Origin of the sequence: Eudoraea sp. (genome assembly GCF_039969275.1) — a bacterium.
In the GTDB taxonomy this organism is placed as follows: domain Bacteria; phylum Bacteroidota; class Bacteroidia; order Flavobacteriales; family Flavobacteriaceae; genus Eudoraea.
This window is the reverse complement of record NZ_JBDVOC010000015.1, coordinates 249,290-263,229: the sequence shown is the minus strand read 5'-3', so window position 1 is coordinate 263,229 and position 13,940 is coordinate 249,290. Positions and strand designations below refer to the sequence as shown.

Annotated in this window: 8 protein-coding genes; 4 read left to right on the top strand and 4 right to left on the bottom strand. The window is 37.2% G+C overall.

The genetic code is table 11. The annotated features are described in order from the left end of the window. Positions 1 to 5: 5 nt before the first annotated feature. Positions 6 to 2,261 carry a gliding motility-associated C-terminal domain-containing protein gene (locus ABJH90_RS15205; protein WP_348140843.1) on the bottom strand — a complete coding sequence of 752 codons (2,256 nt, stop codon included), beginning with the start codon at positions 2,259 to 2,261 and terminating at the stop codon, positions 6 to 8. Between the two features lie 286 nt (positions 2,262 to 2,547). Between ABJH90_RS15205 and ABJH90_RS15200 the strand changes: the two genes are divergently transcribed. Beyond that, complete coding sequence (locus ABJH90_RS15200; protein ID WP_348140841.1) at positions 2,548 to 4,242, top strand: glutamine--tRNA ligase/YqeY domain fusion protein; 1,695 nt, start codon at positions 2,548 to 2,550, stop codon at positions 4,240 to 4,242. Between the two features lie 260 nt (positions 4,243 to 4,502). Here the strand turns inward: ABJH90_RS15200 and ABJH90_RS15195 are convergent, their stop codons facing one another. From ABJH90_RS15195 to ABJH90_RS15185, 3 genes are all read right to left on the bottom strand, one after another. Then, complete coding sequence (locus tag ABJH90_RS15195) at positions 4,503 to 5,423, bottom strand: SPFH domain-containing protein (RefSeq protein WP_348140839.1); 921 nt, start codon at positions 5,421 to 5,423, stop codon at positions 4,503 to 4,505. Between the two features lie 70 nt (positions 5,424 to 5,493). Next, on the bottom strand, positions 5,494 to 7,017 hold the full coding sequence (gene gltX / locus ABJH90_RS15190) for a glutamate--tRNA ligase (RefSeq protein ID WP_348140837.1): 1,524 nt from the start codon (positions 7,015 to 7,017) through the stop codon (positions 5,494 to 5,496). A 53-nt stretch (positions 7,018 to 7,070) separates the two neighbouring features. Further along, positions 7,071 to 8,120 carry an alkane 1-monooxygenase gene (locus ABJH90_RS15185; RefSeq protein ID WP_348140835.1) on the bottom strand — a complete coding sequence of 350 codons (1,050 nt, stop codon included), beginning with the start codon at positions 8,118 to 8,120 and terminating at the stop codon, positions 7,071 to 7,073. A gap of 73 nt (positions 8,121 to 8,193) precedes the next feature. Between ABJH90_RS15185 and ABJH90_RS15180 the strand changes: the two genes are divergently transcribed. Genes ABJH90_RS15180 through mnmG form a run of 3 tightly spaced genes read left to right on the top strand, consistent with a single transcriptional unit; the run spans position 8,194 to position 13,913 of the window. Further along, the gene (locus ABJH90_RS15180; protein WP_348140833.1) at positions 8,194 to 11,625 is read left to right on the top strand and encodes a hypothetical protein; all 3,432 of its coding nucleotides are present in this window, start codon (positions 8,194 to 8,196) and stop codon (positions 11,623 to 11,625) included. Continuing rightward, positions 11,618 to 12,037: an rRNA maturation RNase YbeY gene (gene ybeY / locus ABJH90_RS15175; RefSeq protein ID WP_348140831.1), complete on the top strand. Its 420-nt coding sequence runs from the start codon at positions 11,618 to 11,620 to the stop codon at positions 12,035 to 12,037. Before ABJH90_RS15180 ends, ybeY begins: the two co-directional genes overlap by 8 nt. Positions 12,038 to 12,044: 7 nt before the next feature. After that, a complete protein-coding gene (gene mnmG / locus ABJH90_RS15170) occupies positions 12,045 to 13,913 on the top strand; it encodes a tRNA uridine-5-carboxymethylaminomethyl(34) synthesis enzyme MnmG (protein ID WP_348140829.1) in 1,869 nt (622 codons plus the stop codon). The last annotated feature ends 27 nt before the right edge of the window (positions 13,914 to 13,940 follow it).

The window sequence follows — 13,940 nt, the reverse complement described above, 5'->3', positions numbered from 1 at the left end:
ACTCTTTAACGAATAATGGTTATGGTGCCTTGTTTTAAAACTTCATCAGAGTCTTTAATCTTATAGAAAAAGACCATGTTTTGCTTGGCAAAAGACATTGAAGTTTCAGGCCAGTTGTTTTGATAATTGAATTCATTTAATACTTCCTTACCTGCGCTATTGAAAATGATTACATTCACTTCCGCCTTATTGGAGTAGGAATTAGGAATAATCCACTGATCATTTATTCCGTCGCCATTGACGGTTATAACATTGGGTATTTTAAAGTTGTCAAGATATTCTACCGTTACATTCCGGCTTACTTCACAATTCCCTATAGTTGCTATAAGAACATAAGAACCTTCCTCTGTAAATGTTACTGAAGAGGAATTACTCATTTCAGTATTATTAGAATCATACCATCTGTATGAGTCACCACCACTTGCGGTAACTATTCTGGAGCTATTTTCCGGAAATACAATTGTGCCGGAAGGATCTAGAGTTATCAAAGCAGGATCCAGACCAGATATAGCGATTTCATTGGAAGGAAGTGGACAACCATTTCTATCTAGTACCAATTGGTATGTTCCTGGTTCAGTAACCGTCAGAGCTATATCGGTAGTATTTAGATTTACACCATCTTTAAACCAATCAAAAGATTCACCAGACAAATTCGTGGTGGTGGTTATTGTAATTGGTTCTGCAGGACCACAACTAATAAGACCGGTACTGCTAATAGATAAAGTCTCATTTACCAATAACTGAACAGCCAGGGAGTTTGAAGTTGCGTTATAGGTAGTAATATTGCCGTCTACTTCATAATTACCATTTTCAGTAATGTCAGTTAAACTTAAGCTTGCTGAGGTTTCCCCGCTTACAGGACTACCGTCTTTTTTCCATTGGTATGTAAATGCAGAGATAAGAGAAGCAGTTACATCAGTCACCCCTCCTCCTGAGTCTATTGCATTAATAGTTGTTACATCAAGGACAATACTATTGTTCGCACATGCCGTATAAGCAGAAGCGTAATCAATTACAATCTCAAATGAAGCTGGAGTAACTACTGTAGTCGTTTCAGAATCTATTGAGGTTGAAGAACAAGGTCCTCCACTTAAGGAAACACGGGCAAAATATATACCGGTTTCTGTTTCACTTACGGACAAGCTGTTGCTTGTAGCACCCGATACGGGGCTACCATCTCTATACCATTGATAAGCGGGAGAAGAAGCGTCAGTTGTTACACTTAATGTTTCGTTTTGTCCTGGTAAAACTACTACGTTGGCAGGATTATTTCTGGTTACTGTAAAATTTCCGGCATTAGTGATGGTCACTGCTGAGGATCTTTCCACACAGGCTCCTGGACCAAAAATTTCGACCTGATAATCTCCTTCAAACCCCGGTACAGAGGCATCTACAGTATAAATATAATTATCAGATGAAGGAATAACTGCGCTATCTTTATACCAGGTATACGTTAAACTGGGATTATTTATGTTCGCCTCAAGATTTTCAGTTTCACCGGAACATAAATCAGTTTTAGTTGGAGTGTTAATAGCTATTCCTAAACTAGCCCCTGTTGTTACATCAATAATGTTTGAAAGGGTATTACCAGATCCGGAACATGAGCCATAATCAATTTCTACATTATACATTCCTGCCTGTGAAACCGTTATGGATTCGCTTTTTTCAGCTAAAGGCGATCCGCTTCTATACCAGTTATACTGATAGGTATTTGCATTAGGAAGATTATAAACCTCCAGGGTAATGGAGTTGCCGTTGCAGACTTCAGCTGTACCGTCTCCAAAGTCGGCATTGCCTTGCTGTCTAATTGTAAGACCGGAATTTACATCGATATAATACATTGGATATGCAACAGATGCTGCTCCAATAACAGCCGGACTGGTACTTCTAACACGCATTCTATAACCTTCACCTCTTGTATCTGTTGGGAGTGAAAATTGGATGTAGAAGTCAAAATTCGTGTTTTTGGTAGCATCTCGGGCAAGTTCTACCGGACTTGCAAAACTCCCACTCGCATCTGAGAGTTCAAGAATAAATTCATTATCACCGTTAACTAAGGGAGGGCTCCATGTGAAATTGACCCAGTAGTCGTTAAAAGAACTGGAGGCACACGCCTTGTCCCAGGGAGAACTTCCGGGAGGTGGTGTTTGGTTAGGTGCGGCAACAGGGCCATTTAAAACCTGTGCACTGAGTTGCATGCATCCTAACAGCAGTATGGTCAAAAAGAAATACTTGATTTTAAAGGATAGTTTTGCTCTCATAAGTAGTGTAGTTTTGGGGGAACTACAGTTTTACCTCTTACTGGATTTGGGTTTTGGCAAACCGTATGGGCGTTCGTTGTTTTTTTCGTTTTACATGCGTTGTTAAAGTTTTACTCGAAATTACCAGTGTATTTAACAACAAATATGTCATTTAATTACCTTGATAGGAATTTAATGTTGTAGCACCTTTTAAATATGTTGTGAAATCGGGTTATTGTATGGTGAGGATCATTTATTAGTTGTCATACCCTCATTTTTCCTACATTTGTGCTTCAAAATTGAATTCATGAGTGAATCACCTAAATCACTTAATTTTATAGAACATATTATTGAAGAAGACCTGGCTAATGGGTTTCCTTCTAATGCGTTAAGATTTCGGTTTCCACCGGAACCAAATGGCTACTTACACATAGGCCACGCAAGCTCAATTTGCCTTAATTTTGGCCTTGGCCTGCGATATAATGCACCTGTAAACCTGAGGTTTGACGACACTAATCCCATAAAAGAAGAACAAGAGTATGTAGACGCCATCAAACAAGATGTAAAGTGGATGGGATTTGAATGGGATACTGAACGTTATGCCTCTGATTATTTTCAATCTTTATTTGATTGGGCGCTTGAGCTTATAAAACAGGGTAAAGCCTATGTAGACAGTCAATCATCTGAAGAAATGGCCAAACAAAAAGGCACTCCCACAGAACCGGGAGTCAATAGCCCATATAGGGACAGGTCTGTTGCGGAAAACATTGAACTTTTTGAAGGAATGAAAGACGGTCTTTATGAGGAAGGAACTCATGTTCTTAGGGCTAAAATAGATATGTCTGCGCCCAATATGCTAATGCGGGACCCCATTATGTATCGCATCCTGAAACGAGCGCATCACAGAACAAATACCGATTGGTGTATTTATCCTATGTATGACTGGACGCATGGGGAGAGTGATTATATAGAGCAGGTAACTCACTCACTATGTACTCTTGAGTTTGCTCCACACAGAGAATTGTATGATTGGTTTCTGGACAACGTAACTGATCCAAAGAAAATAAGACCAAAACAACGAGAATTCGCCCGAAGGAACTTAAGCCATACTGTTGTAAGTAAGCGTAAATTGCTTCAATTAGTAGAGAAAGGTCTGGTAAATGGTTGGGATGATCCAAGAATGCCTACCATATCAGGGTTGCGCAGAAGAGGTTTTACACCGGAGTCTATCAGGAATTTTGCTGACACCATCGGGATAGCTAAGCGCGAAAATGTTGTGGATGTTTCACTTTTGGAATTTCACATTAGAGAACATCTCAACAAAATTGCCCCCAGGGTAATGGCTGTTCTAAATCCTTTAAAAGTGGTAATAACCAATTATCCGGACAGCGAAGAAGAATGGCTCAAGGCAGAAAACAATCCGGGAGATGAATCAGCAGGTTTTCGCCAACTTCCTTTTTCTAAAGAGCTATATATTGAAAAGGAGGATTTCAGGGAAGAGGCTAACAGAAAATTTTTTAGATTAAAACTAGGCGGCGAAGTTCGTCTTAAGAATGCCTATATCATAAAAGCGGAGAGTTGTACTAAGGATGCAGATGGAAATATTTTAGAAGTTCAATGTACATATGACCCTAAAAGCAAGAGCGGAAGTGGAAGCGAGGAAAGTTTGCGAAAAGTAAAAGGCACCTTACATTGGGTCTCAATTAAACACGCCATACCGGTTGAAGTGAGATTGTATGATAGACTCTTTACAGATGAAACACCCGACGCTCATAAGGATAAAGATTTTCTTGAATTCATTAATCCAAATTCGTTGGAGATTATTACTGGTTATGTGGAACCTAGTCTGAAGGAGGCGAACATTAATGACCGTTTTCAATTTCAGAGATTAGGATATTTTAATGTGGATGAAGATTCTACACAAGAAAAATTGGTATTTAACAGAACCGTAACCCTTCGTGATACATGGGCCAAAATAGAGCAAAAACCGCAGAATAAGTAATACTTATCTATTTAAATATTACGATTGGTATTATTTATATTAATTGGTGAAGTTTCAGCCATTTTAAGGACTTCTAACATTTAGCAAATACCTCATAAGGCCCAAGCCTTAAATACGCTTGCAGAAAGAACCTATGGAGGTTTTACTGTTTATTGGTGATATAAAAACAGCGATTTTCAGAAAATAACTTCAAAAGAAAAACTCCTGACAGATTTGTTTCGGGCAGGAGCTTTAAAAAGTCTCAATATTTTCTTCTTTGTTTATTTTTTAGGATTTTGTTTCTTCATGGATTCACCTATCATATTACTTGCAGTAAAAGAAGCTACCATATTATTCAACATGTCACTTCCTGCCTGTGGTGAATTTGGCAGCAATATAAGATTGGTATTGGTTTCTTCACCAATAGATTGAAGTGTATCATAATGCTGGGTTACAACAATTAGAGCTGAGGCTTCCTGTGAATTTATACCCACTTTATTTAAAACTTCAACAGACTCTTCCAAACCTCTTGCAATTTCGCGCCTTTGATCTGCAATACCCTGGCCTTGTAAACGCTTACTTTCAGCTTCAGCTTTGGCTTTTTCAACTATTAATATTCTAGCAGCGTCTCCTTCAAACTGTGCAGCTATCTTTTCACGTTCTGAAGCATTAATTCTGTTCATAGCCTCTTTTACCTGAGCATCCGGGTCAATATCGGTTACCAAAGTTTTTATAATATCATAGCCATAATCTAGCATGGCATCTTGTAATTCAGTTTTTACTGCTATAGCAATATCATCTTTTTTTACAAAGACATCGTCTAATTTCATTTTAGGAACCTCTGCCCTAACAACATCAAAAACATAAGAGGTAATTTGATCATGAGGATATTCTAACTTATAGAAAGCCTCATATACTTTTTCTTTAATTACTACATATTGCACTGAAACTTTCAATTTTACGAATACATCGTCCAAAGTTTTGGTTTCCACAATAACATCTAACTGCTGTATTTTAAGACCCAGACGAGCCGCGATACGATCTACCATAGGTATTTTCATCTGTAAGCCTGAATTTCGGATGCTGTGAAATCGTCCAAATCGTTCGATAACCACGGCAGTTTGCTGTTTAACAATGAAAAATGAAGCCATAAGAATAAGGAAGCCTATAAAAACAATAGGTATAAGAAGTAAATTGCCCATAGTGTATAAATTAGGTTAGTGAATAATATTTGAGTGATGTAGAAGATATGTCGGGTTTTTTACCCATTTGTTACAATTTCTCCAAAGCTATTCTAATTCTTTTTAGAGTTTCTATCTTGCCAATCAATGCCATAATATCAAATAAATGGGGGCCTTTTAAATCCCCGACCATAACTAATCTTAAAGGAGCCATAACCTGTCCGAATGATAATTGCTCTTTCCCAATCCAATTTTTAACCATTTCTTCAAGTTCAGGAGAGGAAAAATCTTCAAGGGATTCCAAAAGGGAAGCTATGTTGTTTAAAATGTTAGGTGTATTTTCTTTCCATTGCTTTTTAACCACCTTTTCGTTATAAGAATTTGGTGTCTGGAAAAAGTAGCTGCCCAGTTCCCAAAAGTCTGACACAAAAGATGCGCGTTCTTTTATCAAAGAAATTACCCTGGCAATGTAATCATCGTTATTTACAAGATTAAGGTTAAAGACGGGTCCATGATTGAGTTTTTCAGCAAGAATAGTTTTAAAGGAGTTTAGTAAAACCACATCATCTTGTACTTGAAGATAATAGTGATTGTACCATTTGGTTTTTTCAGGGTCAAATCTGGCGCCCGATTTATGTACCCGACTCAGTTCGAAAGCTTTAATCAACTCATCCAATTTAAAAAGTTCCTGTTCAGTGCCGGGATTCCATCCCAAAAGGGCAAGAAAGTTGACCACTGCTTCCGGAAAGTAACCCGCTTCTTTATACCCTGTGGAATCTCCCCATGATAGGGGAAATATAGGAAACCCGCCTTTTTCCCCATCGCGTTTGCTCAATTTACCTTTTCCTTCTGGTTTCATGATTAATGGCAGATGTGCAAATTCAGGAGCCTGCCACCCGAAAGCATCATATAATTGTGTGTGCAGAGCCAAAGAAGGTAACCATTCTTCGCCGCGGATAACATGACTTATTTCCATAAGATGATCGTCTACAATATTAGCCAGATGATATGTGGGCATACCATCGCTTTTGAATAACACTTTATCATCTAATATGTTGGTGTCAATCTGTATATCTCCCCTGATCATGTCAGTTAAATGCAATACTTCATCCTGTGGGTTATAAAAACGGATAACGTAATTTTCTTCATTAGCCAGCCTGGTTTGGAGTTCTTCAGGCTTGATTGATAATGAATTATCCAGCTTTAAACGATTATGCCAATTATAAATAAACGTTTTACCCTTGCTCTCATGGTCTTTCCGGTGAGCATCAAGACTCTGAGCCGAGTCAAAGGCATAATAAGCCTTTCCGCTAGTAATGAGTTGATCTGCATATTTTTTGTAAAGTGATTTGCGTTCGCTTTGTCTGTATGGGCCATGGCCTAATTCTTTTCCCGGACCTTCGTCAAAAGGTATACCGCACCAGTTTAATGCATCTATGATATATTTCTCTGCGCCTTCTACATAACGATTTTGATCGGTATCTTCTATTCGGAGAATGAAATCTCCATTGTTTTGTTTAGCAAAAAGATAATTATACAGGGCAGTTCTAACCCCGCCTATGTGTAGTGGACCCGTTGGACTTGGCGCAAATCGAACACGAACTTTTTCAGTCATTTAAATAAAGTTTGGCGACAAAGATAGTTGTTAAAAAAGCACAATAAAATAAATTATAAGCTTGCTTCTTTCATTTCATCAGGAATTCTTTGATTCATTACTCTGAACCATAGTGGAGGTAGAAATGACAGGACCATTGAAGTTGGATAACCAAAGGGCATCTGGGGTGAACTATCATGATAATCCAATATCTGATATTTTTTGGATGATTTATAGTGGTGGTCGCTATGTCTCGTCAATTCATATAAAATGATGCGGCCAATTACGTGATTACTGTTCCAGGAATGAACCTCCCGAACTCTTTCATATCGGCCTGAGGGTAGTTTTTTTCTAATCAAGCCATAATGTTCTATATAATTAACTGTTTCAAGCAGTAGAAAGCCAACTAAAGCAGCCAGGACTGCATATATTAAAATTGAAGGACCAAAAAAGTAGTAGATAAAACATAAGTGTCCAATCTGAATTATGGTATACCACAACATATCATTATATAATGAGAATTTACGTCTGTTTTGGGATTGCAGCAATTTTCCCTGAATAACCCAGGCATTTATGTATTGTCGTGTAACGGAAGTTAACCAAAAGGAATATACCGATTGGTTGTATTTTGCTGTGGCAGGATCTTCCTTTGTTGCCGCGTGAAGATGATGCCCATAGTTATGTTCAATGTAGAAATGCATATATAAAGACGGAAGAAGTAATAGCTTTCCCAAAAAACGTTCATAAACATTTGCTCGATGACCTAATTCATGTGCTACATTAATGCCGTTGGTTCCCAGAACAATCCCCATGGATATAATAATTCCTATTAATTCATAGGTGGCGATCGAGCTGGCAGCAAGTTCATTTAATGAATAATAAAAGAGCCCAAAAACTAAAGGAATATTTAAATAAAGTAACCAGTCAAAAAGTTTATTCTTTAGTTTAGCTTCTCTTTCCTTTCCTTCAAAGTTTGTTGTATTTACAGGAAGTAACAACTCTAAAGCGGGGATCAACACAAATGCGTATACCGGAGTGATAAAACTCCAGTAGCCCTTAATGTAAATTCCAATAAAGGCCGAGATTGGAATGGTAAAAGCCGCAAGGTACTTTAAATCTTTCATTCACTACTTTTTAACAAATATTTGAGGCAAAAATCTAGTTTAACAGGTATCTTGGTATTAAATATAGTAGAAATTGAGTAGTTATAACAACATATTGGACAAACTGAATAAGTTTAGCCGTAAGTATTATACAAAAATGCTAATAAAAGGGAGCTTACTTTTTTTAGCTTTTGGTGTGCTATATTTTATAGTAACACTTGGAATAGAATACTTTTTCTGGCTTAATTCAGAGGGTCGTTTTATTCTATTATTACTGTTTTTGGTAGTTGAGGCATTCTTATTGTATCGTTATATAGCAATTCCAATTTCTTATTTATTAAAACTCAAAAAAGGAATAAGTAATAAAGAAGCTTCTTTATTAATCGGCAAACACTTTGGGGAAATAGGGGATAAATTATACAATTTGCTCGATTTAGCTGAAGACAATGACAGGTCTGAACTTTTATTGGCAAGCATACAACAACGTTCAGACAATTTAAAAATGGTGCCTTTTACTAGAGCTATAGACCTTAAAGAAAGCTTTAAATACCTAAAATATGTGACGATTCCTGTTTTGTCATTACTTGTGCTATGGATTTCAGGAAATTTTAACTCATTTTTTGGCTCTTATGAACGGGTTATAAATTATGATACGGCTTATGAACCACCTGCTCCTTTTGTTTTCAAATTACTATCGGGGGATTTGCAGGTTTTGGAAGACAGCAGCTTTACAGTTCAGGTAGCAACTGAAGGGAAGGTCAAGCCAACTGAAGTTTATATAGTTGTGAATGGAAAGGAGATATTGCTTCAAAAGGCTGATGATCTATATGAATATACTTTTACGGCACCTTTAATTACAACAAAATTCTTTTTTAAGGCTAATGAGGTTGATTCCAGGACTTATGAATTAAAATCTTTGAAAACACCAGCGATACAATTCTTCGAGATTACCCTGGATTATCCGGCATATACTAAAATACCTTCGGATATTCTTAAAGGTACTGGAAACGCAAGCTTTCCGGAAGGAACAAGAGTGAGCTGGAAACTTGAAGGACTTAATACGGATGAAATTGTTTTAATTAGTAATGACACTACTATTACATTCGATAATGAACAAAATATATTTTCACTTAGTAAGACTATTTATAAGGAATTTTATTACGCTTTAGCTACTTCAAATAAGAATGTTGCGAATTATGAAAAGCTCGATTATCAGTTCCGTGTGATTAAGGATGCTTATCCTTCAATTTCTGTAAATAGGGTTATGGATTCGTTAAGCCCTAACACGGCCTATTTCATTGGAGAAGCTTCAGATGATTATGAAGTTAGATCAATTAAATTAATTTGTTACCCGGATAATAATAAAGAAGAGAAACAGATTATGAGCCTGGGGACTCCTAATGCAAATTACAATCAGTTTTATTACACTTTTCCTACCGGATTAAGTCTTGAAGAAGGACGAGCTTATACTTACTATTTTGAAGCAGTAGACAATGATGCAATTCACAGCGGAAAGACTTCTAAAACACAATTGTTTACAACAAAGATAATGGACGGTAATGAATTGTATAACAAAGAATTAGAAGCTCAACAAGCCATAATTAAGAATATGGATAATTCTTTAGAGAAGTTTAAAGCACAGGAACAATCGCTAAAAGAAATAAATAGGGAACAAAAAGAAAAGAATAGCCTCAATTTCAATGATCAGATGCAGGTAAAAGAGTTCTTAAAAAAACAACAGAATCAGGAGCAATTAATGCAGAAGTTCAGTAAACAATTAAAGGATAATCTTAAATCATCCGACAAAGAGGATAAGCTCAGCAAAATGCTGATGGAGCGCCTTGAGCGCCAGGAAATAGAGGCAAAAAAGAATGAAAAATTGCTGGAAGAACTCAATAAGGTAGCTGACAAAATAGACAAAGAAGAATTATCAAAGAGATTGGAGGAACTGGGCAAGAAACAACAAAACAGCAAAAGAAATTTAGAACAATTACTGGAATTAACAAAGCGCTATTATGTAACGGAAAAGGCTGCGCAATTGGCCAGGGATTTAGAGAAATTGGCTGTAAAGCAAGAAGCGCTATCCAATATAGAAATTGATGAGTCAACTTCTGACTTGCAGAAGAAAATGAATGAACAGTTCAAAGATCTGACAAAGGAGCTTGAGGAGCTTAAAAAGGACAATAAAGACCTTAAAAAGCCGCTTGATCTGAAAATTGATAATAATAAAGAAGAGGGAATTAAAGATGATCAGGGAGAGGCTTTGGAAGAGCTGAATAAACATAAAGGTGATGAACCATCTGCCAATGATGGCGATCAAAACAAATCTGCGAACAAAGCCAAACAAAAGCAAAAGGCTGCTTCTCAAAAGATGCAGGAAATGAGTGAAGAATTGAGTGCATCAGGTTCTTCGAGTGGGGAATCGACTATTACCGAAGACGCTGAAATGTTACGACAGATTTTGGACAATTTGGTAACTTTTTCTTTTAAACAGGAGAAATTATATGATCAGTTAGAAGGCTCAGACTTTGATATGTCAAATTATTCTGGTAGCGTAAGAAAACAGAAGGAATTGCGAAATTTGTTTGAGCATATAGATGATAGTTTGTTTGCTCTGTCTTTAAGAAGGGCTGAACTATCCGAGTTTGTAAATGAACAAATAACGGAAGTTTATTATAATATAGACAAATCACTGGAGAGTATTGCGGACAATAGGATTTATCAGGGCGCGGCATATGAACAGTATGTTTTAAATGCCTCAAATAGCTTAGCCGATTTTTTGGCTGACCTCCTTGATAATATGCAGCAAAGCATGAAGGCGGGATCTGGATCGGGGAATCCAAATGATGGATTTCAACTACCAGACATAATTAAGGGTCAGGGTGAGCTTAAAGAAAAAATGGGTGAAATGGGAGAAAGCGGAAAAGGGGGAGCTGAGGGCCAAAAGCCGGGTCAAAATGGACAAGAAGGGGAACAGGGCGATAAGAGCAAAGGCGAAGAAGGTGATAAGGGCCAAATGGGGGATACTAAAGAAGGCAAAAGAAAAAAGGGTGATAAAAGTAAACATGGGGAAAATGGCGGGGAAGGTGAAGGAGGTATAAGTGAGGAGGAAATGAAGGAAATTTATGAGATTTATAAGGAACAGGAATATCTAAAGCAACAACTGGAAAAGCAATTGCAGGACATGATGGATGCGGGTGACAGGGCGCTTGCAAAGAAACTCATAAAGCAAATGGAGGATTTTGAAAACGACCTTCTGGAAAATGGAGTAACCCAAAGAACAAAGGATAGGATGAATTTTATTGAACATCAATTGTTAAAACTGGAAAATGCTGCTCTGAAACAGGGTAGAAAAGAGGAAAGGGAGAGTCAAACCAATACCAAACAATTCCAAAATCCGGTACTAACCAGGCCTGATATTCTTAAGAATTATAAAAATGAAATAGAAGTTTTAAACAGGCAAGCATTACCTTTGCGGCAAAATTATCAGGAAAGAGTAAGAAGTTATTTTAGAAACGATGATTAATTTTCATTATGAAACAGAGTTTAGTTTAGAGGACGCGGAGAATTATACCAATTGGATTATTAATATTATTAGAAGCGAGAAGGCGGTTTTAGGAGATTTAAGCTATATTTTTTGTTCTGATAACTATTTGCTTAAATTAAATCAGAAGTACTTAAAACATAATTCGTTTACAGATATTATTACGTTCGATTATTCCGAACAGAAAGTAATATCTGGAGAAATCTATATTTCGATAGACAGGGTTAGAGATAATGCAGTAAAATTCAAAGAAGATTTTAATAGGGAATTGCTAAGGGTTATGGCTCATGGGGTATTACACTTGTTGGGCTATAAGGATAAAGGCAAAAATGAGAAGGAAGAAATGAGCACTAAGGAGGATGAAAAAATGTATATGTTCCACGTGAAACAATAATAGAGAAATGTTTGAAAAGAGTTATGATGTAATTGTTGTAGGGGGTGGTCACGCTGGAGCTGAAGCGGCGGCGGCGGCGGCGAATTTAGGTTCAAAAACATTACTGGTAACAATGAACCTCCAGACTATTGGACAAATGTCCTGTAATCCGGCTATGGGCGGAATCGCTAAAGGTCAAATTGTTAGAGAGATTGATGCCCTTGGCGGTTATAGCGGAATTGTTACGGACAAATCAGCTATTCAATTTAAGATGTTGAACAAATCTAAGGGCCCTGCAATGTGGAGCCCTAGAGCGCAAAATGACAGAATGCGTTTTGCGGAAGAATGGAGACTAGCTTTAGAGAAAACACCCCTGATCGATTTTTACCAGGAAATGGTTAATGGATTGCTAGTTGAGGGCGATAGGGTTGTAGGAGTTAGAACTTCATTGGGGGTGGATATTAATTCTAAGGCTGTAGTACTTACTAATGGTACATTTTTAAATGGGCTTATACATATCGGGGATAAGCAATTTGGTGGAGGCAGAGCTGGTGAAAAATCAGCGACAGGTATTACAGAGCAACTAACTGATTTTGGGTTTGAAAGCGGCCGAATGAAAACAGGTACCCCACCCAGAGTAGATGGAAGATCTTTAGATTATTCTAAGATGATACTACAGCCGGGAGATTTGAATCCGGAAAAATTTTCATTTTTGGAATCCTTTACATTAAAGGAACAACGTGATTGCCATATGACCCATACCAATGCCGAGGTACATGAATTATTAAAAGAGGGCTTTGATAGATCGCCAATGTTTAATGGTAGAATTAAAAGTATCGGCCCAAGATATTGTCCATCTATTGAGGATAAAATTAATCGATTCGCGGATAAAGACAGTCATCAGATTTTTGTCGAGCCGGAGGGATGGCATACAGTGGAGGTCTATGTGAATGGCTTTTCTACTTCGCTACCTGAAGATATACAATACAAGGCGTTAAGATCTGTGGTTGGCTTTGAAGGGGTAAAGTTCTTCAGACCTGGTTATGCAATAGAGTATGATTATTTTCCTCCCACTCAATTGAAACATACCTTAGAGACCAAGCTTGTACAAAACCTATATTTTGCCGGGCAGATTAATGGTACCACTGGATATGAAGAAGCAGCTTCACAAGGGATAATGGCCGGCATAAATGCACATTTAAAAATAAATGAAAGTGATCCCTTTATTTTAAAAAGAGATGAAGCTTATATAGGGGTTTTAATAGATGATCTGATAACTAAAGGCACAGAAGAACCTTATAGGATGTTTACATCAAGGGCAGAATACAGAACCTTATTACGACAGGATAATGCAGATCTCAGGCTTACCCCAAAAAGTTATGAAATAGGACTTGCAAAAGAAGAGCGTCTTTATGCAATGCGAGAAAAAGAAAAGAAATCCAATGATTTTATTGACTTTTTCAAAAATACAAGTTTTAATCCGGCACAGATTAATCCAATTTTGGAAGATGTGGATTCTGCGCCTGTAAAGCAGTCTGATAAAATGTTTAAGGTGTTTTCCAGACCGGGAGTAACGATGTCTCATATGTTAAAACTGGAAAAGGTTTCGAATTATGTAAATAGCAATGACTTAAATAGAGAAGTATTGGAGCAAGCTGAAATCCAGGTAAAATATGCAGGATATATTGCTAAAGAAAAAAATAATGCAGACAAACTTCAAAGATTAGAAAACATCAAAATTCCGGATAACTTCGATTATAATAAGTTAAAATCCCTTTCTTTTGAGGCCAGGGAAAAACTATTAAGTATACAACCTGCAACAATTTCACAAGCTTCCAGAATAAGCGGAGTTTCTCCAAGCGACATAAGTGTCTTGCTCGTATATATGGGAAGATAAAGAATGACTGTTCCACGTGGAACAAAA